We start from the raw sequence: 24019 nt of genomic DNA, 5'->3' as shown, positions 1-24019 counted from the left end.
TCCTCGTCGATGGCCCGATCCGGACGGTGCCGGGCTCGACCACCGCGCAATAAAAATCAACGCACCCTGGATTCAGCGTACCAGGCCTTGCAGTGCCAGCCTGATGCCGGCGGCCACGTCGATATCGGCGGGCAGTTTCTTGAGGGCTGCCTGCGACTCCTTGTCAGAGTAGCCCAGTGCCAGCAGGGCATTGAGGATGTCGGACTGGCTGCCTGCCGGAACGGCTTGGGGGGTATTGCCCAGGTCTGCGCCGAGCTTGCCGCGCAGCTCAAGCAGCAGGCGCTCGGCGGTTTTCTTGCCGATGCCCGGCACGCGGGTCAGGCGCGCGCTTTCCTGCTGGGTGATGGCCTGTGCCAGTTCTGCGACCGAAAGACCGGAGAGGATCGCGAGTGCCATGCGAGCCCCGATGCCGCTGACCTTGATCAGGGTACGAAAAGCCCCCCGTTCTTCACGGGTGGCAAAACCATAGAGGATATGGGCGTCTTCGCGTACGCTCAGGTGCGTGAACAGGCTGACCTGTTGCCCGACTTCCGGCAGTGCGTACAGCGTGTTCATGGGAACATCCACTTCATAGCCGACGCCTTGCACGTCTATGCACAGGGTGGGCGGGGATTTTTCCACGAGAGTGCCAGTCAGACGGCCGATCATGATGAGGTTTCTCCAAGGCGAGTGAGGGCAGGGTGATCCCTGGGAATCGGGCCGTGCCCGATGATGCGGAAACTGTGTCGAGGGTAGACGAGGATTTTATCCGTGGCCGATGACCCGTCCCCGGCGCAGGGTCTTGCGATGGCGAGGCAGGTTCACGGTTGCACCGGTCTGGGCGTCGATGGCCAGGACGCGTTCTGACAGTTGTCCGGTATGGGCATGGCAGATGGCGCAGGCCAGGGCATCGGCGGGGTCGGGCGGGGGCAGGCCGTTCAGGCGCAGCAGGTGCTGCACCATGGTTTGGACCTGATGCTTGGTGGCCCGACCTGTACCGACGACAGATTTCTTGATCTGCAGCGCCGTGTATTCATGCACGGCAAGGCCTGCATCGGCCAGTGCACACATGGCGGTGCCGCGGGCCTGGCCCAGCAGCAGCGTCGAGGCCGGGTTGGTGTTGACGAATACTTTTTCCAGGGCGGAAATATCGGGCTCATACTGGCGAACCACCTCGCGCAGATTGGCGAGGATGGTTCGCAGCCGTTCCGACATGGGCTGGTCTGCCGGCACCACGATGGCACCGCTGGCGATATACCGGACCTGGCCGCGATCCAGTTCGATCACGCCAAACCCGGTACGTCGCAGGCCGGGATCCACCCCAAGGATGCGCATCTCAGTGGCGGAAATGGCGCATGCCCGTGAAGACCATGGCGATGCCGCGCTCGTCGGCCGCAGCGATGACTTCATCGTCGCGCACGCTGCCACCCGGATGGATCACGCAGGTTGCGCCAGCATCGGCGACCACGTCGAGACCGTCACGGAACGGGAAGAACGCATCCGACGCCACGGCGCAACCCTGCAACGACAGGCCGGCGTTTTCGGCCTTGATGGAAGCGATGCGAGCCGAGTCGATGCGACTCATCTGGCCGGCCCCGACACCCAGTGTCATGCCGTTGGCGGCAAAGACGATGGCATTGGACTTGACCTGTTTGGCCACTTTCCAGGCAAACAGCAGATCGTCGAATTGCGCTTCGGTAGGTGCCAGCTTGCTGACGACCTTGAGGTCTTCGCGGTTGATGCGGCCGAAGTCGGGGTCCTGGACCAGCCAGCCCCCGCCCACGCGCTTGACGTCGAAACCGTTCTGACCGGCTCCTAGTGGGACTTCGAGCACGCGCAGGTTCTTTTTCTCGGCCAGGATGGCGAGCGCCGCACCGTCATAGCCCGGTGCCAGCAGTACTTCGACGAACTGGCCGGTTACCGCCTTGGCCGTTGCGACGTCGACCGGGCGGTTGAAGGCAATGATGCCGCCAAAGGCCGAGGTCGGATCGGTCTGCAGGGCCTTGCGGTAGGCTTCTTCCGTTGTGGCGGCGATGGCGACGCCGCAGGGGTTGGCATGCTTGATGATGACGCAGGACGGAGTGTCGAAGCTGCGTACGGTTTCCCAGGCGGCGTCAGCGTCGGCGATGTTGTTGTAGGACAGTTCCTTGCCCTGCAACTGGCGGTAATTGGCCAGCAGGCCGTTCGGCACGTAGGCGTCGGCGTAGAAGGCGGCTGACTGGTGAGGGTTCTCGCCGTAGCGCAGGGTCTGCTGGCGAGCCAGGTTGATGTTCAGGATGCGTGGCCAGGGTTCGCGGATTGGCCGCTCGTCGGGTACAGGTGCGGCTTCGACCAAGCTGCTCAGGTAGTTGGACACGGCACCGTCGTAGGCGGCGGTATGGGCATAGGCCTTGCCAGCCAATTCCAGGCGTAGTGCGTACGACACCTGGTTGCCGTTGCCGGCCATTTCCTCGAGCACACGCGGATAGTCTGCCGGGTTGATCACGACGGCGACACCACCGGCTTCAGTGCCGTGATTTTTGGCGGCGGCACGCAGCATGGCAGGACCGCCGATATCGATGTTTTCGATGGCATCGGCGAAGGTGGTGCCATCGCGTGCGATGGTTTCGCGGAACGGATAGAGGTTGACGACCAGCAGGTCAATCCGGTCAATGCCTTGTTCGTCGAGCGTGGCCATGTGGGCCGGATCGTCGCGACGGGCCAGCAGGCCGCCGTGGATGCGGGGATGCAGCGTCTTGACGCGGCCATCGAGGATCTCGGGTGAGCCGGTGTGCTCGGCGACTTCGGTGACGGACAGGCCGGCTTCGGTCAGCAGGCGTGCGGTGCCGCCAGTGGACAGCAGTCGTACACCGGCGGCGGACAGCGCGCGGGCGAATTCGACGATGCCGTCCTTGTCGGATACGGAAAGCAGGGCAGTTTGGATTTTCATGGGACTAGCGGTCCAGGGAATGGAAAACTGGTACGTAAAAGGATCAGTCGAGCAACTGATGCGCCAGCAACTTCTTGCGCAGGGTATTGCGGGTCATGCCGAGGTATTCGGCGGCGCGGGACTGGTTGCCTTGAGCATGGTGCAAAGCGACTTCGAGCACGGGCTTTTCCACGCAGCGCATGACCATCTCCCACATGTCGTGTGGTGTTCCACCTTCGCCGAGGTCGGCCAGGTACTGTTCCAGGCTTTCTCGTACACAGTGTTCCAGGATGTTGGGATTCTTGCTCATGATCGGAAGATATTCGGGTAAAAGGATGTCGCAGGCAGGTCAGGCGGCCAGGATCTCGGCGGTGGCTTCTGCGGGCGGTGCGGTCTGGTGCGCGAACCACTGCGACAGCGCATGCTGCTGCGCAGTCGAGGAGTCCAGGGTATTGATGTGCGCGCACAGCGCCTGTCCGCCGGGAAGATGGCCGAGATACCAGCCGATGTGCTTGCGGGCCGTCCGTACGCCAGTATATTCGCCGTAGAAGCGGTAATGGTCGTCCAGATGGTCCAGTAGCAATGTCGCCATCTCGCTATAAGAGGGCGGGGGCAGCATTGTACCTGTTTGCAGGAAATGGTCGATTTCGCGGAAGATCCACGGACGTCCCTGTGCGGCGCGGCCGATCATGACGGCGTCGGCACCGGTATGCTCCAGCACGGCACGGGCCTTGTGCGGGCTGTCGATGTCGCCATTGGCGATCACCGGTATCTCCAGCAGCGACTTGACCTCGCGTATGGTGTCGTATTCGGCCTCGCCCATGTACAGGTCGGCACGGGTGCGCCCATGCAGGGTCAGGGCGGCAATGCCGATCTCCTGCGCCATCAGTGCGATGCGGGGGGCATTGCGGGAAGTGCGGTCCCAGCCGGTACGGGTCTTGAGCGTGACGGGCACGTCGTAGGGACGACAGGCGTCGACCACTGCACGCAGGATGCGTGCCACCAGGGCTTCGTCGCGCAGTAGCGCCGAACCGGAGGCGGCACTGCAGACTTTCTTGACAGGGCAGCCCATGTTGATATCGATGATGCGGGCACCCTTGCCGATGTTGAAGATGGCGGCTTCAGCCATCATCTCGGGGTCGGCCCCGGCGATCTGTACGCCGATGGGTTCGATCTCGCCATCATGGTCGAGACGGCGCGACGTCTTGACGCTGTCCCACAGGCGTGGATTGCTGGCTGCCATTTCGGATACCGCATAGCCAGCCCCGAGCCGCTTGCACAACTGGCGGAACGGGCGGTCGGTCACTCCGGCCATCGGGGCGACCAGCACGTTGTTGGGAAGGGTATGGGGGCCGATGCGCATGCGGGCATTTTAACCCGCCTGCAGCAAAGGGGGTCAGATCCGCAGCCCCTGTAACAAGTGGCGGACCAGGGGCTGGCGCAGGGTGGGCATCAGGTCCAGCCCGAGCAAGGCCAGTCCGCCGGCGTGTTCGGCAGGGGACAGGCCGGTACTGAAGCTGCGGGCGAGGAGGTCGGTGATGCCGATCGTCAGGGCTCGGTCTGCCTTGCGTTGCATCAGCCAATCATGCAGGTCGGGTGTGCCACAAGGCGTATTCGCACGCAGCCAGTCGCGCAGCGCCAGGGAGAGTTGGGCTGCATCACGCAATCCAAGGTTCAGGCCCTGCCCGGCGACGGGGTGCAGAGTTTGGGCTGCATTGCCGATCGTGACGATGCGGCCACGCAGCGTGCGTTGACGCATGGTCAGCCGCAATGGGACGGCATGGCGTGGCCCATAGGGTTGCAGCGTGCCGAGGCGCAGTCCGAAAGCGGATTCCAGTGCCTGCCCGAAATGGCTGTCATCAAGCGCCTGCAGGGCTTCGGCCTGTGCCTGGGGCTGGCACCAGACCAGCGCGTAGAGATCATGCCGCTGCGGATGTGGCAGCAGGGCCAGGGGGCCCTGCCGGGTAAAGCGTTCCCAGGCGCGGCCCGGGAGCGGATTGCTGGCATGCACTGTGGCGAGGATGGCATGCTGTCCGTAGTCACGGGTTCGGGCGGCTGCTTCCTTTTCATCTTCGGTCAAAGGGGCCTGTGCCTGGCCATCGGCCAGGACTGCCAGCCGGGCGTGATAGGTCTGTTGGCCCTGGCGGATGGTGATACCCCGGTCGTCCTGCCCTGTAATCAGGGCGGGCGGTCCACCTGCGACAGTCACACCGGTGATCTGCAGTGACTGGTTGAGCCGTTCATGCAGCGCACTGTAGGTGACGACGCTGCCCAGTCGGGGTGTCTGCATGTCGGCATGCGAAATCAGCGTGCGGCCCAGTCGTCCCTGCTGGGAGACATGGACTGTCAGGATATCGGCTGCCTGATCAGGCCAGGCATCGATGGATTCGAGCAGGACCCGGCTACCCTGGTTGAGCGCCAGTGCACGGGGATCCAGGGCTGTCGCATCAAGGTTTTCGGGACGTTCATCACGCAGCAGCAGAATGCGGCTGGGCGTATTGGCAATCTGGGCCAGCAGTTGCGCCAGTGTGTTGCTGACCGGGCCGCTGCCCAGGATGGCGATATCGTAGAGCGGAGTATCCATTGCAACCTTCGGGTTCACGCTAGTTCGTCAGCAGGGGCGGGGCATCGCGCATGATGGCTTCGATCTCGTCGGCATCGACGGGTACGCCGCGCGTCAGCAATTCGCAACCGGTTTCCGTGACCAGCGCATCATCTTCGGTCCGGATGCCGATATTCCACCAGCGTTCGTCTACGTCGTCACCCGGCCGTACGTAGATACCCGGCTCGATCGTCAGGACCATGCCGGGCTGCAGGGTGCGCCAGGGGCGGGGGCCACTGCCGGCAATGGCACTTTGCAGCAGAGACGGCGGTTCGCGATAGTCACCGACGTCATGTACGTCCAGGCCCAGCCAGTGCCCGGTGCGGTGCATGTAAAAGCGACTGTAGGCACCCGATTCGATGACACCATCGAGTGATCCCTGCAACAGTCCTTCGTCAATCATGCCTTGCGCCAGCACGCGCACGGCCGCTTCGTGGCCGGCATTCCAGCTGGCACCAGGGCGCGTGACGGCAATCGCGGCCGCTTCGGCAGCGACTGTCAGGTCATACAGGGCTCGCTGTGGGCCCGAATACCTGCCATTGGCCGGAAAAGTGCGGGTGATGTCCGCTGCGTAGCTGTCGAGCTCGCAGCCGGCATCGATCAGGACCAGATCGCCGTCGCGCAGTTGGGTATCGCCGGCACGATAGTGCAGTACGCAGGCATTGGCACCGGTGGCCACGATGGAGCCGTAGGCGACATCCTGGGCTCCATGACGGCGGAACTCGTGCAGCAACTCTGCTTCGATCTGGTATTCGCGCAGGCCGGGTCGTGCCGAACGCATGGCGCGGACGTGGGCGCGCGCCGAGATCTGGGCGGCCTGTCGCATGGTGTCGATTTCGGTTGCATCCTTGATCAGTCGCATTTCGGCCAGCACGACCCGCAGGTCCAGTTGCCTGGCAGGTGTCTGGAAACCGGCCCGGCTGCGCTGGCGGGCTGCGGCAAGCCATTGGCGCAGACGCTGGTCCAGCGTGTCCTGTTCGGACAGCGGCGCATAGAGGATGGGCTGGTCCTGCAGCAATTCGGGCAGGGTCTGATCAAGCTGTTCGACGGGCAGGGCTTCGTCGAACTGGAAGTGCTCCGCAGCCGCTTCCGGGCCAAATCGGTAGCCATCCCAGATCTCGCGCTCCAGGTGTTTGTCACGGCAGTAGAGAATGCTGCGATTGTTCTCGCCGGCGATCAGGACCAGCCAGGCCTCTGGTTCGGTGAAACCCGACAGGTAGAAAAAGTCGCTGTCGTGTCGGTAGGGATATTCGTTGTCGCGGTTGCGGCGAATTTCCGGAGTCGTGGGCAGGATGGCGATGCCGCCACCCAGGGCATGCATCAGGTCGAACAGGCGTTCACGCCGTTCCACGAAGGGATTGGTGTCAATGGGAGGCAGGCTCATGTGTATCTCATCCTTGCTTTGCCATGGAGGCGGTGTGCCGGGGGCGGCCAGCCAGCCAGAGGCGTGCGCTGTCGCGTGCGGCGCGGGTCAGCAACGGCGCGGCGTCGTGCCTGGCCTGCTCCAGCGTGATCGGTCCCGGCACCAGGCTGAAGGCGGCACTCAGTCCGATGTCGTAAAGCGCTTCATAGCCATCTTCCAGCATGCCTGCCAGCGCAATCAACGGGCAGCCGGCCTGTTGTGCCAGGCGGGCGACGCCGGCAGGTGTCTTGCCCATCAGGGTCTGGCGGTCCAGGCGACCTTCCCCGGTATAGGCCAGATCAGCCGTGGCCAGCGCCTCGGCGAGCCGGACCTGTTCTGCGACCACTTCGACGCCCGGCCTGAAATGGCCATTGAAAAATGCCAGCGCTGCAAAGCCGATGCCGCCTGCGGCACCGCTGCCCGGGTGGTCGCGCAGGTCCCTTGCCAGGGTGGCATGGCAGATATCGGCAAAATGGTCCAGATAACCGTCGAGTTCGGCCACCTGTTCGGGACGCACGCCTTTTTGGGGGCCGAAAATGGCCGTGGCTCCCTGTGGGCCGCAGAGCGGGTTGCCGACATCGGAGGCAATATGGAACCGGGTGTTGGCAAGTCGTGGATCCAGCGCTTCAAGATCGAGGCGATGCAGTTGCGGCAATGCACCGGGACCGGGTAGCAGCAGGGCATCATGGCGATCCAGCAGGCGTACGCCCAGGGCCGTCAGCATGCCTGTGCCGCCGTCGTTGGTGGCCGAGCCGCCCAGGCCCAGAATGATCTGTTCGGCACCTGCGTCCAGGGCGGCCATGATCTGCTGACCGACGCCGTAGCTGCTGGCTGTCAGCGGGTTGCGCCGAGCGGGTGGTGCATGGGCCAGTCCGATGGCGGCCGCGACTTCGATGAGGGCGGTACGTGACTCGGGCAGCCATCCCCAGTGGGCCTGAACAGGCTGTCCGTCGGGGCCCTGCACGGTGTGTTCACGGCGCTCGCCATCAAGCACGGAGAGCAGCGCATCCACCGTGCCTTCGCCGCCGTCGGCCATGGGCAGGCACAGCAGTTCGGCATCTGGCAGGACCTGGCGGATGCCTGCCGCGATGGCGTGGGCTGCATGCTCGGCCGAGAGACTTTCCTTGAATGAGTCAGGCGCGATGACGATGCGGTAGGGGGCAGTGCGCGACATGCTGGGGTGCTTCCATTCAGCCGAAGAACCAATAGCATACGGCAATGGCCGCGATGATGCCGGCCAGATCGGCCAGCAGGGCGCAACTGACCGCATGGCGGCTGCGCTGTATGCCGACGGCACCGAAGTAGACAGCCAATACATAGAAGGTGGTCTCGGTGCTGCCCTGGATGGTGGCGGCGACCAGCGCGGGGAAACTGTCGACGCCGAAATGCTGCATGGTCTCGATCAGCATGGCGCGTGCGGCACTGCCCGAGAAGGGTTTGGTTAATGCGGTGGGCAAGGCATCGACGAAGCGGCTGTCCACGCCGAGCCAGGTGACCAGCCAGCGGATCTGTTCAAGCAGCAGGTCCAGAGCGCCGCTGGCGCGCAGTACCCCGATGGCACACAGCATGGCGACCAGGTAGGGCAGCAGGTCGCGGGCGATGCCGAAACCTTGCTTGGCACCGTCGACGAAGGCGTCGTAGACCGGTACCTTGCGGATGGCACCGACCACCAGGAAGAGCATGATGATGCCAAACAGGAACAGATTGCCTGCCAGTGAAGACACACTTGCCAGGGCCGTGGCCGACAGCCCAGCCAGCAGCGCCATGAGCCCGCCCAGGATCAGTCCGGTGCCAAGCAGCCAGAGCAGGACGACGGGGTCCCAGAGGCGCAGGCGCTGGGCCACGGCAACGGCGAACAGGCCAGCCAGGGTCGAGGCGCTGGTGGCCAGCAAAATGGGCAGGAAAATCAGGGTCGGGTCTGCCGCGCCCTGTTGGGCACGGTACATGAAAATGGTGACCGGCAGGATCGTCAGCGACGACGCATTGAGCACCAGGAACAGGATCTGGGCATTGCTGGCGGTATCGGGACGTGGATTGAGTGTCTGCAACTCGCGCATGGCGCGCAGACCGATCGGGGTGGCGGCATTGTCCAGCCCGATGCCATTGGCGGCAAAGTTGAGGGTGATGAGGCCGATGGCCGGATGACCGCGCGGTATTTCAGGCATCAGACGTGCAAACAGCGGACCCAGCCAGACAGCCAGACGCTCGACCAGTCCGGCACGTTCTGCGATCTGCAGGAATCCCAGCCAGAGCGTCAGCGTGCCGAACAGCAGGATCATGAGTTCGACCGACAGCTTGGCCATGGCGAACAGACTGGCGACCATGCCGGCAAAGACTGCCGTATCACCGAGGACCAGCCAGCGATGCAGGCCGGCAGCGGCCGCAATGACGAAAAAGGCCAGCCAGAGTCTGTTCAGCATGGTGGTGCGATATCAGTCTGCGCGGCCGTCTTTCTGAATGAATTCGATTTTGTAGCCGTCAGGGTCTTCGACAAAGGCGATGACGGTAGTGCCGTGCTTCATGGGACCTGCCTCGCGCACGACATTGCCGCCCTGGGCGCGGACGCGGTCACAGGTGGCATAGGCGTCTTCGACTTCAAGAGCGATGTGGCCATAGCCCGTGCCGATTTCGTATTGGGTGGTATCCCAGTTGTGGGTCAGCTCGATCACGGCACCCTGGTCTTCGTCTTCGTAGCCAACGAATGCCAGCGTGAAACGACCTTCGGGATAGTCCTTGCGGCGCAGCAGGCGCATGCCCAGCACCTGGGTGTAGAAAGCGAGCGAGCGCTCGAGGTCGCCTACGCGCAGCATGGTGTGCAAGAGACGCATGGTGTTACTCCTTGATCAGTGATGGGTCGAAAGAAGGCAGGCGGCGCGGGTCGTGCTGCTTGAGCCGGGCGCGTGCCTGTTCGTAGTTCGGCATGATCTGGCCTACCTCATGCCAGAAGGCGGCGCTGTGGTTCATCTCGCGCAGATGTGCCAGTTCATGTGCAATAACGTAGTCAATGATATCAGGCGCGCAATGGATCAGTTTCCAGTTCAGCATGATGCGGCCGTCGCTGGAGCAGGAGCCCCAGCGAGTATTGGCGGCGGAAAGTCGCCAGTGACGCACGCGCAGGCCGGTACGTCGTTCAAAATGGCCGATGCGCAGGCTGAACAGTTCGCGGGCACGTTGTTGCAGCCATGCCTGAACTGCCTTGCAAATGCTGGCCGAATCGGCATCAGTAGGCAGCGGCAGGTACAGACTGTTTGCCTGTGCCTGTGGCATGGCAACTTGGCCGTCGGTGTTGCTGCTGAAATGCAGTGCCGGAGCCGCCAGGACGATGCGAACCGGACGCCCCTGGTATGGAAAATGGCCGCCGGCACGCCAGCAATCAGGCTCTGCTGCCAGCGCTGCGTGGCGGTTCTGCCAATCGGACAGCTTGCGGGTGATCCAGGCCGCTTTGGTCTGGACTGCGTCATCGATCTGTTTCAGGCTGGCCCAGACCGGTGCCGTGATTCTCAGGCCATCTTCGCATATCCTGAAGCCGATGCTGCGCCGATGGGAGCGCAGCAGCATGAAGCGTATGGCCTGGCCGGCGCACAGCAACTCACGCCAGCGGGCACCGGGAGGCAGGGCAGCAACAGCGGGCAGCGCATCGGTGGCCGGTGTATTGCAGGCCGGTGCATGCGACTCAGCGCGCATAAAGCTCCGGATTCATGGCGCGGACTTCGGTTTCAATCCAGCTCTGTACTTTTTCGTTGAGTTCTTCTGCACTCAGTCCCTCGGGCTGGATGGCCGGTCCGATGGAGACCGTGATCAGGCCTGGGTGCTTGAGAAACGAATTGCGGGGCCAGCAGATACCGGAATTGACTGCTATCGGAATGACCGGTACGCCGGTACGGCATGCCAGCCGTGCGCCACCGCTCTTGTAGCGGGTTTCCTGGCCGGGACGTGTGCGTGTGCCCTCGGGGAACAGGATGGGCCAGCGGCCTTCGTTCAGGCAGCGTTGACTCTGGCGGACGACCTGCTCGAATGCTTCCGAACCCTTGGCCCTGTCGATGGCGATCATGCGCAGTCCGGCCAGGCCCCAGCCGAAGAAAGGTACCTTGTGGAGCTCGCGCTTGTAGACAAAGCACATATTGCGCGGCATGTGGCCGATCAGGTACATGGTTTCCCATGCCGACTGATGCTTGGAAAGCAGGATGGCCGGGCCGTCAGGGAGGTTTTCCCAGCCTTTGACCTGCCAGCGAATACCGGCAATGACACGGGCCCCCCAGATGCCCAGCCGGGGCCAACCCAGCGTGATGCGGTAGCGCCATTTGAGCGGAAAGGCGAGTGCAACGATCGACAACAATGCGAAAGGCACTACGGTCACTGCAAGAAACAGGGCGTAGAGTGTGGAGCGTAGCCAGATCATGATCAGGAAGCGGCAGAAAGTGAATCGGACGGTGTCTCGGCGCGTACCGCCAGCAACTGGTCGACCATGTCGGCGAGGTCACGGGCAATACGGGTGCCGGGGGGCAGCGGTTTCCTGGCAGTGCTGTCACCGTTGCCGGTCAGCACCAGCCATGGCGCACAGCCGACCTGTGCGCTGGCCTGCAGATCGCGCAGGGAGTCGCCTACGGCAGGTACGCCATTGAGATCGACATCATAGCGCTGTGCAATGTCGCGGAACAGGCCGGGTGCCGGCTTGCGGCAATCGCAGCCTTCGTCGGGGCCGTGCGGGCAGATGAAAATGGCATCGACCATGCCGCCTGCCTGATGCAGCAGGCGGCGCATCTTGCCATGGATGGCGTTGAGGGTTTCCATCGAGAAGTAGCCACGTGCCAGTCCGGATTGGTTGGTGGCGACGACCACCCGCCAGCCCGCTTCGTTGAGCCGTGCGATGGCTTCCAGGCTGCCTGGCAGGGGAATCCATTCGTCTGGGGACTTGACGTACTCGGCGCTGTCCTGGTTGATGACGCCATCCCGGTCAAGCACGATGAGTTTGAGCCCCGCCAGAGCGGACGGGGGGCAGGAGGCACTGGGGTTGGGCAGATTCATGCCAGTCGTGACAGGTCGGCCACGCCGTTCATCAGTTGATGCAATTGCTGCAGCAACGCCAGGCGATTGCTGCGTACTGCGGTGTCTTCGGCCATGACCATGACCTCGTCGAAAAAGCGGTCCACTGCTGTACGGGCCTGCGCCAGCGTGCTCAGCGCTTCGGTAAAGTCACCTTGAGACAGATGGGCCTGGACTTGCGGGGTCAGGTCGGCAATCGCCTGGGCCAGCGCCTGTTCGGCGGGCTCCTGAAGGAGTGCGTTGTCGAGTGTTGCGTGCAAGTTGTCTGCCTTCTTGAGCAGGTTGCCGATCCGCTTGTTGGCGGCCGACAGGCTTTCCGCCTCGGGCAGGGCACGGAATGCAGTGACAGCCTGCACACGTGCCAATACCTGATGCAGGGGCGGTTGCTGGGCGATGACGGCATCGACCACGGCCCGGTCGTACTGGGCGTTGAGCTGGTTGCGATAGCGTTCGTAGATAAAGGCTTGCACTTGCGGCAGCGTATCGGCGGAAATCAGTCCGTCCAACTGCTGTGCTGCATGTGTCAGCAAAGCATCCAGTGTGAGGGTGCCGGCCTCGTGTGCCGGCAACAGGCCGCCCGCAGCCAGTTGTTCGAAGCCACTGATCAGGCCCAGTGCGGCACGCCGCAGGCCATAGGGGTCGCGCTCTCCGGTCGGAGCCAGGCCGATGCCCCAGATGCCGACGAGCGTCTCGGCGCGTTCGGCGAGGAAAAGGGCTGCGCCGGGCAGGTTCTCGAGGCTGACAGGCTGCTCCAGGCGTGGGCGGTACTGGCTGCGGATGGCATCGGCCACGCTGGCCTTCTCACCATCGGCCAGGGCGTAGTAGGCACCCATGACGCCTTGCAGTTCGGGGAATTCGCCGACCATGTTGGAGAGCAGGTCTGCCTTTGCCAATTGTGCTGCGCGGTCGGCGTCGGCGACGTTGCCACCCAGCGCCTGAGCGATACCCCGTGCCAGGGTGCGGACGCGCTCGGTGCGTGCCAGTTGGCTGCCCAGCTTGTTGTGGTAGACGATGTTGCCGAGATCGGCGACACGGCTTTCGAGCGGTGCCTTGCGGTCGGTATCAAAAAAGAAGCGGGCATCAGCCAGTCGTGGACGGACCACCCGCTGGTTGCCTTCGACGATGTTGGAAGGATCGGCTACCTGCATGTTGCTGACGATCAGGAAACGATGTGTCAGCTTGCCGCTGGCCGGATCGAACAGTGGGAAATACTTCTGGTTCAGGCGCATGGTCAGGATCAGGCATTCCTGCGGCACCTGCAGGAAGTCCGGATCGAACTCACCTACATAGATGGTGGGATGTTCGACCAGCGCGGTGACTTCATCGAGCAGGGCCGTGACTGCAGGGTCATCGCCCAGATCTGCCTGCAGACGCGCTGCAGCAGCGCTCAGGTCACGCCAGATGATATCGCGTCGTTGTAGGAAGGCCGGAATGACCTTGCCCTGGGATTCCAGGGCCTGGACATAATCGGTGGCCTGAGCCAGGCTGATTTCGCCGGTTGACATGAAGCGGTGACCCTGCGTGATACGGCCGGACGACAGGCCGAGTGCCTGCACCGGGACGATGTCGGCACCATGCAGCGCAACCAGCCCATGGGCCGGACGCACGAAACGTACGGAAGTCAGGCCGTCAGGCAGCTGATAGCGCATGACCTTGGGGATCGGCAGGTGAGTCAGCGCATAATCGAGTGCCTGTTGCAGGCCCTCTGCCAGTGGTGCGCCTTGTGCCGTGCCATGTGCAACCAGGTAATCCTGCTTGCCATCGGACTCACGCGCCAGCGAGGCGACATCAAGATCGGCCCAGCCCTTGGCGGCCAGTTTCTTCTGCAGTGCAGGCGTGGCCTTACCATCGGCGTCGAGTCCGACCTTGACGGGCATCAGCTTCTCGGCAAAGGCCTGTTCGGGGGCCTGCGTACGCACGGCACTCAGCAAAGCGGCCAGCCGTCGCGGCGTGGCATAGGCTTCGACCGTGCAGTCGTCGGCCAGCAGGTTCAGGCCGGCCAGTTGCTGGCGCAGGCCTTCGGCAAAGGCCTCTCCCAGCTTCTGCAATGCCTTCGGCGGGAGCTCTTCGGTAAACAGTTCGACCAGCAGGGGGCGTACGTCGGTATGGGACATCGTCATTTCAGTTGGACTCCACGGTAGCCTGGTCGATCTTGAGCGCTTCGCGGGCAGCGCCGGTCAGCATCGGAAAGCCAAGTCGTTCGCGGGATTCGTAATAGGCCTGGGCTACGGCGCGGGACAGGTTGCGGATACGGCCGATGTAGGCGGCGCGCTCGGTGACGCTGATCGCACCCCGGGCATCGAGCATGTTGAATGTGTGGGCGGCCTTGAGGACCGCCTCGTAGGCGGGCAGCGCCAGGGGCACGCCGATCAGGCGCTGGGCCTCGGCTTCGTAGTCGTTGAAGTGGGCAAACAGCATGTCCGTCGAGGCGTACTCGAAATTGTAGGTGGACTGCTCGACTTCGTTCTGATGGAACACGTCCCGGTAGAGCACCTTGCCCTGGCCATTGGCACCTTCCGTCCAGACCAGGTCGTAGACGCTTTCGACGCCCTGCAGGTACATGGCCAGTCGCTCAAGCCCATAGGTGATCTCGCCTGTTGCCGGGGTGCAATCCAGGCCGCCAACCTGCTGGAAATAGGTGAACTGGGTGACTTCCATTCCATTGAGCCAGACTTCCCAGCCCAGACCCCAGGCACCCAGCGTGGGGTTTTCCCAATCGTCTTCGACGAAGCGGATGTCATGTTGCTGCGGATCGATGCCCAGTGCCTGCAGCGAACCGATATAGAGGTCGAGAATGTTTTCAGGCGCAGGCTTGAGCACGACCTGGTACTGGTAATAGTGCTGCAGCCGGTTGGGATTGTCGCCATAGCGGCCATCCTTGGGGCGGCGCGAAGGCTGCACATATGCGGCACGCCAGTGTTCGGGACCGATGGCACGCAGGAATGTGGCGGTGTGCGAGGTGCCTGCACCCACTTCCATGTCATACGGCTGGAGCAGGGCGCAGCCGTGCCGGTCCCAGTAGTTCTGCAGGGTCAGGATGATTTGCTGGAAGGTGAGCATAGCGCTGTGGGTCCGATGTCGAAAACGTGTATCCAACCTTCTATTGTAGCGCTGTTGCCTGTGATGTATGTGGTGTTGGTTTCAGGCCATGCCCGCGAGTTGATGTCTATGAATATTGAACATTGCTCTTGTTGAAAATGGCCGGGATTTTGTAATATTCGGCCTCTATGATTTATTCGGGGCATTGATAATGAGAGGGAAACAATTTTGAAGAAGGCCGCATTATTGTTGCGTAATCGCGAGTTTTACGGGGCCAATATTGTTTCCTTGCCTGTGATCTATGCCCTGAAGAGACATGCTGAAGTGGATCATCTGACAGTCTTTGCCAGCAGGGGGCTGCAGAGTTTCTATGGCAGCATTGTTTGGATTGATAATTATTCTGAGGAAAGAAGTCTGCTCAGGACGTATCTCCAGGTACCCATGGATGTGGATGTTTATTATTCAATGCGTCCTGGAATGGACGGGGCGTCCCTGATTGGAATGTTGAGACGTGCGAGTCTGTCAATTGGCCTGGGCAAGATGGCCAATCCCCTGAACAGGCTTTTTGACCAATGCTATATATATACCGAAGATCGGTATCGTGCAGTCAGCTACCTCTTGCCGGTCATAGACGCGCTGAAGTTGCCCATGAGTCCTGATTTCTACATGCGGGAGGCCATGCTGGACATGGCAGCCGGACGCATGGCGAACCGATCCGGGCATGTCTGTATGTTGCCCGGAGCTGGGGCAGGCGAGTTCAAGAAGTGGGGGGTTGAGCGTTTCTATGAGCTGGCCTGTACGCTGCATGCCCGATATCCTGGTTTGGTCTTTGATTTTATCATTGGCCCCAGCGAGCGGTCGGAAAGGCAATTTCTTGAAGCGAAGTGTGGGCAGGGGCTGCCATTCCGGATTCACGAAAATCTTGGCTTGGCCGATAATGCGGCCTTGATGTCATCCAGCGTGCTTGTCGTTGCCAATGATTGTGGACCATCCCATTTTGCGCAATGCCTGCAACGCCCTTTTATTGGGTTATATTTCGAAGATAATCCAGAGTGGTTTTTTGCTCATGAGCGAAGTGTTGCGTTGTTGCCGGAGGTTGGTTCCGGTATTAAGAGCATTCCTCTTGAAAAGACAGTTCAGTCTGCAGTTTCATTGATAGAAAAGAAGCAGTGTTAGGATAATTTGCATGAAAACTGCCAAGGCCATTCCGGTATTGATGTATCACCATATTTCACCAGCAACCAATGGGCTGGCGACAAGTCCAGCCAACTTTGCCAGCCAGATGCGCTGGCTGGCGCGACATGGCTGGCAAACCCTGTCCTGTGCGCAGTTGCAATCCTTCCTTCAGGAAGGGGTGTCCGTGCCGGCAAAGTCGGTCTTGCTTACGTTCGATGATGGGTATCTTGATAACTGGCAGTATGCTCACCCCGTTCTTAAGGAGCACGGCTTCAGTGCCGCCATGTTTCTGGTGACGGGGTGGGTAGGTCATGGGCCAGTGCGTCCGAGTGCAACGTATGAACAGATCATGACTAACCAGTTGGATGGCTTTGAATCCTGGTGCCATGCCGGTTGCAAGCAATGGGTAGAAAAAGGAAAGATGGATCGCGTGATCGTAAGGCAGAGCGAGGTTGACGCCATGCGTCATGCCGGCACTTTCGAATTTCATTCCCACACCCACACTCATGTGCGCTGGGATCAGGTTTCGGAGGATGCTGCGGTCAAGCGGAATGCTCTGCATCAGGATCTTGAAGCATCAAGAGTATTTTTCGACCAGAACCTGGGTGGGGCGACATCACAACTGTGCTGGCCACAGGGATACTTCGACCGGGACTATCTTGAAATTGCTGAAGATCTTGGATTTGATACCCTGTATACAACGGACAGCCGTGGACTGAATCGCGAGGCATGCGGTAGCCGGCATATTTATCGGATAGCGGTGCGCAATCGAGGTGGCTGGAAGTTTGGGCAGCGTGTCATGCTGGCTGCTTCCCCTCTTTTGAGTGGACTATACAATCGCTTGAAATCGTGAGGTCGCTGCGGAAGAGGGAGCTAGGCATTTCGATGCGGCTTGCTGCGTGAAGACGCTTCCTGCCGCTGCAGCAGCCATAGCTTGGCATAGCGGAAAAAACTGCCTGCGCCGGCCGCAACTGCCAGGATGAAACCATGCGCACCGTCCAGAAAGCCACGACGGAGCAGATAGGACCGCACGAATGTCCAGAAGCCGTGTCCGACTGCGCCCAGGACATGCGTGCGCTTGCCCTTTGCATACATCATGGCGGCGGCATCGCTTGAGTAGCGATTGATCTTGTTGATCAATGCTTCGAGGTTGTCGTAGGGATAGTGCAGGAAGTGGGCCTGGAGGCGACCGGTGCGTCCATCTTTGGCGACCAGCTTTTCATGCACGGCGGCATCGGTGAATCTGGCACTGCCACGCTTGAAGAAACGCAGGACATAATCGGGCCACCATCCGCTGTGGCGAATGGCCTTGCCACAGAAATGCGACAGGCGGGCCACCTCGTAGGTGTTGTTTGCTGGTGTCGTCTGCAACTGCCGGCAGATTTCATCGGCAAGCTCCGGGGTGACCCGTTCATCGGCGTCGATCGACAGCACCCATTCGCAGGTCGCCAGGTCCAGTGCCCGATTTTTCTGCGGGCCGAAACCTGGCCAGTCGGGCGTGACCTGAATGCGTGCGTCGAAACGTGCGGCGATTTCGCAGGTGTCATCGGTGCTGCCGGAGTCCACGACAATGATCTCGTCGGCAAAGCTGACTGATTCCAGACAGGCACCGATATGGCGGCTTTCATTCTTGGTAATGATGATGACGGACAGCGTGGCGCGTGTCGCTGCAGTGGAGGGGGAAGTCATGCGCGGGATTCCAGAAGATCGGTGTAAAGCGCCAGGTAACGTTGCCCCATGGCGGTCACACCGTGGACGTGATTGACATAGGCGTAGGCGCGTTCGGCCATGCTCCTGCACAGGTCGGGCTGGTCGAGCGCCTGTGACATGGCCTGCGCCAGCGCCTCGGGCGAGCCGACGGGGCAGAGCAGTCCGCGTTCGTCGGCCAGGGATTCCGCCAATCCGCCCGCGTCCGTGGAGACCACCGGCACATGCTGCATGAAGGCGTCCAGGACGCTGCTGCCCAATCCTTCATGACGCGACGACATGACAAACAGGTCGAAGAGCGGGTAGAGCGTGTCGACTTCGGGCTGGAAGCCGGCATGGACATAGCAGGTTTCCAGTCCGAGCTCATCGCGCAGGCGCAGGATGCGTTCTGCTAGCGGGCCCGAGGTGCCCATGTGTACGAAAATGAAATCCTGGCGCTGGCGATGCAATATGGCAATCGCACGCAACAGGGTTTCAGGATCTTTTTCCGTCGTGAGGGAGGCGGCCGTGGCGATGACCTTCCTGCCCGCAGGCAGGTACTGGTCGCGGAACTGTGCCAGCCTGACCGGATCAGCCGACTTGGCAGGCTCGACGGCACTGGGAATGATCTGGGGGTGCAGGCCCAATCGCAGCGGCTCCCGTGCGGCGGCCTGGCTGATGGCCACCATGCGGTCGGCGCAGCGCCACTTGAAGGCCGTGATCGCTTCTCGCCGGCGTATCGGCAGATCGGTGCGGCGTGTAATCACGAGAGGGCGACGGTACAGGCTCTTCATCAGCGCCGCCCAGGTCAGGGCACCGGCCGTTTGGCAGTGCACGATATCGTAGCGGTGTCCCTGTCGCGCCAGGAAGGTGGCGACGCCACTGGTACGCGATACTTCGTGGCAGACAAAGTTTTCTGCCTGCGCCTGTGTGGACAGGGGCCCGGACTGTCGGGCCAGCAGTTCGACCTGGTGTCCATTGCGCCGAAACTCCCGCATGCTGAGCAGTGTCTGGCGTTCGCCGCCGCGCCAGCTTTTTTCAGTATTGATCTGCAGGATGCGCATGGAGATAGATGATGGTCTGGAGCAAACAGCCAATTATATATTGGCACATAGTTCAGAACAGGGCATGCCTGCGGGGCGTTCTATAATCCGGTTGCCCAGCTATCAGCCCGCCCATGACCCAGATTCCAGCAGACCATCCCGCAGCACGACTTGCCATTACCTATCCCGAAGACCTGCCGGTCAGCGCCCGCCGCGAAGAGATTGCCCGGGCGGTCCGGGCGAATCAGGTCGTGATCGTCAGCGGCGAGACGGGATCCGGCAAAACCACGCAGTTGCCCAAAATATGTCTTGAACTGGGGCGGGCTGCCGGTGGGCGCATGATCGCGCATACCCAGCCCCGGCGGCTGGCCGCGACATCGGTGGCAAAACGGATTGCCGAGGAACTGAATACGCCCATGGGCGAGACCGTGGGCTACCAGATCCGTTTCAATGATCGCAGCAGCGCAGCGACGGCGATCAAGCTGATGACTGACGGCATCCTGCTGGCCGAGACCCAGCGCGATCCCTTGTTGCGGCGCTATGACACCATCATTATCGATGAGGCGCATGAGCGCAGCCTGAACATCGATTTCCTGTTGGGCTACCTGAAGCAGATCCTGTCGCGTCGCCCGGACCTCAAGCTGATTATCACTTCGGCCACCATCGACGCGGAACGGTTCGCCCGCCACTTCGGCGCGACGCCCGACAGGCCGGCTCCGGTGATCGAAGTTTCAGGGCGTCTGTATCCTGTCGAGGTCCGTTATCGTCCCATTGCCAGTGATCGCTACCGACAAGGCAGCGATGATGACGATGCTGCAGGCAGCAAAGCGGAAGCACATGATCGCAGCACCTCAGGTCGGGGACAGGACGATGAAGAGCGCGACTTGATCGATGCCATCGTCGATGCCGTTGACGAGTGTGCTCGCCATGGTGCGGGTGATGTGCTGGTGTTCCTGCCCGGCGAGCGCGAAATCCGCGAGGCAGCCGAAAGCCTGCGCAAGCATCATCCGCCGGGTACGGAAGTGCTGGCCCTGTTTGCGCGTCTGTCGCAGGCCGAACAGGAACAGATTTTCAGGCCACGTGGCAATGCGCGCCGTATCGTGCTGGCGACCAATGTGGCCGAGACATCACTGACGGTGCCTGGCATCCGCTATGTGATTGACAGCGGCCTGGCGCGCGTCAAGCGATACTCCTGGCGCAACAAGGTCGAGCAGTTGCGGATCGAGCCGGTCAGTCGTGCATCGGCCAACCAGCGTGCCGGTCGTTGCGGTCGTCTGGGGCCAGGAGTCTGCATTCGCCTGTACGATGAACCCGATTTCATGGGGCGGCCTGCGTTTACCGATCCCGAGATCCTGCGCTCCTCGCTGGCCTCGGTGATCCTGCGCATGAAATCGCTGCGGCTGGATGATATCGAGCAGTTTCCCTTTGTCGATGCCCCGACCGGGCGTGCCATTGCCGACGGCTATCACCTGTTGCAGGAGCTGGGCGCGCTGGATGATGGCAACGTCCTGACGGCGGAAGGGCGGCAACTGGCCAAGCTGCCGGTGGATCCGCGCATCGGTCGCATGATTTTGGAGGCGCGCCAGCAGCAATGCCTCGCCGAAGTCCTGTTGATCGCTTCGGCGCTGTCGGTCCAGGATCCGCGCGACAGGCCGTTGCAGGCTCGCGAGGCAGCCGAGCAGGCCCATGCGCGCTTCGCCGATGACCGGTCCGAGTTCATGTCGTATATCAAGCTGTGGCTCTGGTACCGTGAACAGGTCGAGCACAAGGCATCGCAGCGCAAGCTGGCTGCCCTGCTGCGTCAAAATTTCCTGTCGCCACTGAGACTGCGCGAATGGCATGATGTGCATACGCAGCTGAAGACCGTAGTCACGGAACAGGGCTGGCGCATCAACCAGACCGAAGCGACATTCGAACAGATCCATCTGGCGCTTCTGACCGGCCTGCTTGGCAATATCGGGCTCAAGAGCGAGGAGGCCGGCCATTACTTGGGGGCCCGCGAAATCCGTTTTCATATCCATCCGGGTTCCCGTTTGCTCAAGAAGGCGGGACGCTGGATCGTGGCTGCAGAACTGGTGGAAACCACACGTCTGTATGCCCGCTGCATTGCCAAAATCGATCCCACCTGGCTGGAGAAGGCCGGTGCACACCTGCTGAGGCGCAACTGGTCCGACCCGCGCTGGGAGAAAAAGTCCGGCCAGGTGGTCGCCAATGAAAGGGCGACGCTTTACGGGCTGCCGATCTATACGGGGCGGCGCGTGCAGTATGGTCGAATCGATCCGGCCCATGCGCGCGAGATTTTCATCCGCCAGGCGCTGGTCACCGGCGAGATCGAGACCAAGGCGGCTTTCGTCGGCTACAACCGCAAGCTGGTCGCGCAGATCGAAAAACTGGAGCATCAATCGCGCAGGCCCGATATTCTGGTTGATGACGAGTTGATTTTTGCTTTCTATGAGCGTCAGATCCCGGCCGGCATGTCGCAGACGGTGGAGCTGGAAAAATGGGTCAAGGGGTTGCCGGCGGAAGAAGCCGCCCGCTTGCGTCTGACCCGCGATGAGCTGATGCGCCATGAGGCCGCCGGCATCACGACTGATGTCTTTCCCAAGAAAGTGGAATGGCATGGCGTGACCATGGCGCTCGACTACCACTTCGAGCCAGGCTCACCCAAGGATGGCGTGACGCTCAGCGTGCCGCTGGCGGCGCTCAACCAGCTTGATGCTGCCCGTTGCGAATGGTTGGTGCCGGGCATGCTCAAGGAAAAAGTGCAACTGCTGGTCAAGTCGCTGCCGCAGAAGCTGCGCCGTCATTGCGTGCCGGTACCCGACTATGCGGCCGCTTTCTATGATCGCTGGTTCGAGCGGCTGGGCAATCCAGGACGCAGCCTGACTGATGGCCTGATCGAGGATATATGGGCCACGCTACGCATTCGTGTACAGCCGGCTGATTTCAAGCCCGAAATGCTGCCGCCGCATCTGTCGATGAATTTCCGCATCCTGGATGAGCATGGCCGCATGCTGGCGGCAGGCCGCAATCTGGCCCAGCTCAAGGCCGAGCACGGCAAGCAGGCCCAGAGCCAGTTCCAGCAAATGGCTGCGCGTGACCATGAGGTGGCACAGGCACTGGCACATGAAAACCTGACCACCTGGACTTTCGGTGAGCTTCCCGAATTGCTGGAAATCAAGCGCAAGGGGCAGTCCTTCATTGGCTACCCGGCGTTGGTCGATCGTGACACGCATTGCGATCTGGATGTGTTCGATGATCCGCACGAGGCACGGCGACGTCACCATGCAGGCTTGTTGCGCCTGTTTCGCATCGGCTTGCGGGATCAGGTCAAGTTTCTGGAGAAGAACCTGCATGAGCTGACCCGCAGCGGCATGATGTACATGCCCTTGGGGAGCCAGGAAGAACTGCGTGACCAGATGGTGGATTGTGCGCTTGATCGCGCCTGCCTGGCCGAACCCTGGCCGTCGGATGCTGCTGCGTTCGAGCAGCGCCGTGAAGAGGGGCGCAGCCGGCTGGGATTGCTGGCCCAGGAGGTGGCACGCCTGGTCAATCTTATCCTGACCGAGTGGACGGCACTGCAGCGCAAACTGCCCCAGGCCAAGTCACATGCAGCGGCCCATGCCGACCTGCAGAAGCAGATTGGTGCGCTGGTGCATCGCAGGTTTGTACGCGAGACGCCCTATGAGCAACTGGCGCATTTTCCACGTTATCTCAAGGCGGCCGGCATCCGGATAGACAAGCTGCGCGCCGATCCGGCACGCGATGCCCGCCTGCAGGCCGACATGGCACCGCTATTGACGCTGCTGCAGCGCGAGGTGGCTGCCCGCAAGGGGGAGCCGGACGAACGGCTTGAGACCTTCCGCTGGATGCTGGAGGAGTTACGGGTATCGTTGTTCGCGCAGGAACTGCGTACGCCCATGCCGGTATCGGTCAAGCGCTTGCAGAAGACCTGGGAGACGATGCAGCGCTGATAGCGACAACCTCACAATCAGCATTGACATGAGCCGGACATGGTGTGGCCCTGTGGGGGAGAGGCTTTGTGCAATGCCGCTGATGCCTGGGGTGGCGGGAGAAAAGGCGGAAACTGTTTGAGGGCGTAGCCCGAGTTTTTCCGCCGCCCGCCACCCCAGGCATCAGCGGGAAGTCTGGCTGCGAAGCGGCCAGACCATTGCGCAGACCGAACGCCACTGGGCCACACCATGTCCGGCGGCTTGCGCAGGCCTTAAATCAAAATAAACCCGACAATCACCAGCGCAATCAGTCCGAACTTGGTGGCCTTGTAGACCGTCTTGTTCCAGTTCTTGAAGGCGCGTCGTTTCTGGTCGATGACCCAGTGCAGGTGCGTCAGCCGGTTGATGGCACCGGTCTGGTCGCCGCCATCGTTGGGGGCGCTGGCCGCCGACATCACCACGCGACCGAACCAGCGGTTGAATGCCTGCGCCCAGCCATAGCGCATGGGGCGTTCGACATCGCAGAACAGAATGATGCGGTTGTCTTCGCTGTCGTTACGGGCATCGTGCACGTAGGTTTCATCGAAAATCACGCTTTTTCCATCGCGCCAACTGTGGATCTCGCCGTCGACGCGGATGAAGCAGCGGTCATCATTGGGGGTCGCCAGACCCAGGTGATAACGCAGGGAACCGGCGTAAGGGTCCCGGTGCGCGTTGAGCTTGCCGCCGGCAGGCAACTCGGCGAACATCGCTGCCTTGATTTCCGGGATCTCGCGCAGCAGAGCGACTGTGCGCGGGCACAGTTCCTCGGCTGAAGGGTGACGTGCGTCGTACCATTTCAGGTAGAAACGCTTCCAGCCATACTTGAAGAAAGAATTGAAACCGATGTCGTCATTCTTCTGGGCAGCCTTGATGTGCCGGAGTTCGGCCATGGACAGTGCTTCGTCGCGGATGGTTTCCCAGTTGTCGTCGAGCTTTTTCAGGCCGGGCAGGTAGCTGTTGTCCAGGTAGGGGGTGGTCGGGACCTTGGACAGCAGGATCATGAAGGCATTGACCGGTGCCAGCAGGACGGAGTGATCCAGCAACTGGCGATGCAGGGGGATACGGACTTTGCCTCGAAAATGGGCAAACAGGATGGCGGCCAGCCAGAGGGCCGGGATGATCCATTTCATGGTGTCGATATCCTCC

21 protein-coding genes are annotated in these 24019 nt (G+C 61.7%); 3 read left to right on the top strand and 18 right to left on the bottom strand.

What is annotated here, in order from left to right:
* Positions 1-72: 72 nt before the first annotated feature.
* The 15 genes from ruvA to glyQ all read right to left on the bottom strand — a co-directional run bounded on the left by ruvA (position 73) and on the right by glyQ (position 14994).
* A complete protein-coding gene (gene ruvA / locus DD235_RS09040; protein WP_109061742.1) occupies positions 73-648 on the bottom strand; it encodes a Holliday junction branch migration protein RuvA in 576 nt (191 codons plus the stop codon).
* Positions 649-744: 96 nt separating this feature from the next.
* The gene (gene ruvC / locus DD235_RS09035; RefSeq protein ID WP_109061741.1) at positions 745-1314 is read right to left on the bottom strand and encodes a crossover junction endodeoxyribonuclease RuvC; all 570 of its coding nucleotides are present in this window, start codon (positions 1312-1314) and stop codon (positions 745-747) included.
* A 1-nt stretch (position 1315) separates the two neighbouring features.
* Positions 1316-2908 carry a bifunctional phosphoribosylaminoimidazolecarboxamide formyltransferase/IMP cyclohydrolase gene (gene purH / locus DD235_RS09030; RefSeq protein WP_109061740.1) on the bottom strand — a complete coding sequence of 531 codons (1593 nt, stop codon included), beginning with the start codon at positions 2906-2908 and terminating at the stop codon, positions 1316-1318.
* A 43-nt stretch (positions 2909-2951) separates the two neighbouring features.
* Entirely contained in the window at positions 2952-3197 is a 246-nt protein-coding gene (locus tag DD235_RS09025) for a helix-turn-helix domain-containing protein (RefSeq protein WP_109061739.1), read from the bottom strand.
* Positions 3198-3236: 39 nt separating this feature from the next.
* On the bottom strand, positions 3237-4250 hold the full coding sequence (gene dusB / locus DD235_RS09020) for a tRNA dihydrouridine synthase DusB (RefSeq protein WP_109061738.1): 1014 nt from the start codon (positions 4248-4250) through the stop codon (positions 3237-3239).
* A gap of 33 nt (positions 4251-4283) precedes the next feature.
* Positions 4284-5471: an FAD-dependent monooxygenase gene (locus DD235_RS09015; RefSeq protein ID WP_109061737.1), complete on the bottom strand. Its 1188-nt coding sequence runs from the start codon at positions 5469-5471 to the stop codon at positions 4284-4286.
* 19 nt (positions 5472-5490) lie between these two features.
* Entirely contained in the window at positions 5491-6873 is a 1383-nt protein-coding gene (locus DD235_RS09010) for an aminopeptidase P N-terminal domain-containing protein (RefSeq protein ID WP_109061736.1), read from the bottom strand.
* A 7-nt stretch (positions 6874-6880) separates the two neighbouring features.
* Complete coding sequence (locus DD235_RS09005; protein ID WP_109061735.1) at positions 6881-8065, bottom strand: glycerate kinase; 1185 nt, start codon at positions 8063-8065, stop codon at positions 6881-6883.
* A 16-nt stretch (positions 8066-8081) separates the two neighbouring features.
* The gene (locus DD235_RS09000) at positions 8082-9311 is read right to left on the bottom strand and encodes a nucleoside recognition domain-containing protein (RefSeq protein ID WP_109061734.1); all 1230 of its coding nucleotides are present in this window, start codon (positions 9309-9311) and stop codon (positions 8082-8084) included.
* Positions 9312-9323: 12 nt separating this feature from the next.
* On the bottom strand, positions 9324-9719 hold the full coding sequence (gloA, locus tag DD235_RS08995; protein WP_109061733.1) for a lactoylglutathione lyase: 396 nt from the start codon (positions 9717-9719) through the stop codon (positions 9324-9326).
* 4 nt (positions 9720-9723) lie between these two features.
* Positions 9724-10575 (bottom strand): M48 family metallopeptidase, encoded by an 852-nt coding sequence (locus DD235_RS08990; protein WP_109061732.1) that lies wholly within the window; start codon positions 10573-10575, stop codon positions 9724-9726.
* On the bottom strand, positions 10565-11290 hold the full coding sequence (locus DD235_RS08985) for a lysophospholipid acyltransferase family protein (protein ID WP_109061731.1): 726 nt from the start codon (positions 11288-11290) through the stop codon (positions 10565-10567). The genes DD235_RS08990 and DD235_RS08985 overlap by 11 nt, the downstream gene beginning before the upstream one ends.
* Positions 11291-11292: 2 nt before the next feature.
* A complete protein-coding gene (gene gmhB / locus DD235_RS08980; protein ID WP_109061730.1) occupies positions 11293-11916 on the bottom strand; it encodes a D-glycero-beta-D-manno-heptose 1,7-bisphosphate 7-phosphatase in 624 nt (207 codons plus the stop codon).
* Positions 11913-14048, bottom strand: coding sequence for a glycine--tRNA ligase subunit beta (gene glyS, locus DD235_RS08975; RefSeq protein WP_109061953.1), 2136 nt, complete (start codon positions 14046-14048; stop codon positions 11913-11915). The genes gmhB and glyS overlap by 4 nt, the downstream gene beginning before the upstream one ends.
* 7 nt (positions 14049-14055) lie before the next feature.
* On the bottom strand, positions 14056-14994 hold the full coding sequence (gene glyQ / locus DD235_RS08970) for a glycine--tRNA ligase subunit alpha (protein ID WP_109061729.1): 939 nt from the start codon (positions 14992-14994) through the stop codon (positions 14056-14058).
* A 207-nt stretch (positions 14995-15201) separates the two neighbouring features.
* Here glyQ and DD235_RS08965 point away from each other — a divergent pair, with 207 nt between their 5' ends.
* Both DD235_RS08965 and DD235_RS08960 read left to right on the top strand, forming a co-directional pair.
* Positions 15202-16149, top strand: coding sequence for a glycosyltransferase family 9 protein (locus DD235_RS08965; RefSeq protein WP_109061728.1), 948 nt, complete (start codon positions 15202-15204; stop codon positions 16147-16149).
* Positions 16150-16159: 10 nt separating this feature from the next.
* Positions 16160-17002 carry a polysaccharide deacetylase family protein gene (locus DD235_RS08960; RefSeq protein ID WP_109061727.1) on the top strand — a complete coding sequence of 281 codons (843 nt, stop codon included), beginning with the start codon at positions 16160-16162 and terminating at the stop codon, positions 17000-17002.
* A gap of 20 nt (positions 17003-17022) precedes the next feature.
* On the opposite strand, the gene DD235_RS08955 is transcribed toward DD235_RS08960, so the two are convergent.
* Together DD235_RS08955 and DD235_RS08950 are read right to left on the bottom strand one after the other, a co-directional pair.
* Positions 17023-17838 carry a glycosyltransferase family 2 protein gene (locus tag DD235_RS08955; protein ID WP_109061726.1) on the bottom strand — a complete coding sequence of 272 codons (816 nt, stop codon included), beginning with the start codon at positions 17836-17838 and terminating at the stop codon, positions 17023-17025.
* Positions 17835-18899 carry a glycosyltransferase family 4 protein gene (locus tag DD235_RS08950; protein WP_109061725.1) on the bottom strand — a complete coding sequence of 355 codons (1065 nt, stop codon included), beginning with the start codon at positions 18897-18899 and terminating at the stop codon, positions 17835-17837. Before DD235_RS08950 ends, DD235_RS08955 begins: the two co-directional genes overlap by 4 nt.
* 113 nt (positions 18900-19012) lie before the next feature.
* On the opposite strand from DD235_RS08950, the gene hrpA reads away from it, so the two are divergent.
* Positions 19013-22852 (top strand): ATP-dependent RNA helicase HrpA, encoded by a 3840-nt coding sequence (gene hrpA, locus DD235_RS08945; protein ID WP_109061724.1) that lies wholly within the window; start codon positions 19013-19015, stop codon positions 22850-22852.
* A 251-nt stretch (positions 22853-23103) separates the two neighbouring features.
* Here hrpA and lpxO read toward each other — a convergent pair whose 3' ends face one another.
* On the bottom strand, positions 23104-24003 hold the full coding sequence (gene lpxO, locus DD235_RS08940; RefSeq protein ID WP_109061952.1) for a lipid A hydroxylase LpxO: 900 nt from the start codon (positions 24001-24003) through the stop codon (positions 23104-23106).
* Positions 24004-24019: the final 16 nt, after the last annotated feature.

Source organism: Corticimicrobacter populi (genome assembly GCF_003123725.1).
Classification (GTDB): domain Bacteria; phylum Pseudomonadota; class Gammaproteobacteria; order Burkholderiales; family Burkholderiaceae_B; genus Corticimicrobacter; species Corticimicrobacter populi.
This window is presented reverse-complemented; position numbering and strand designations above follow the sequence as displayed.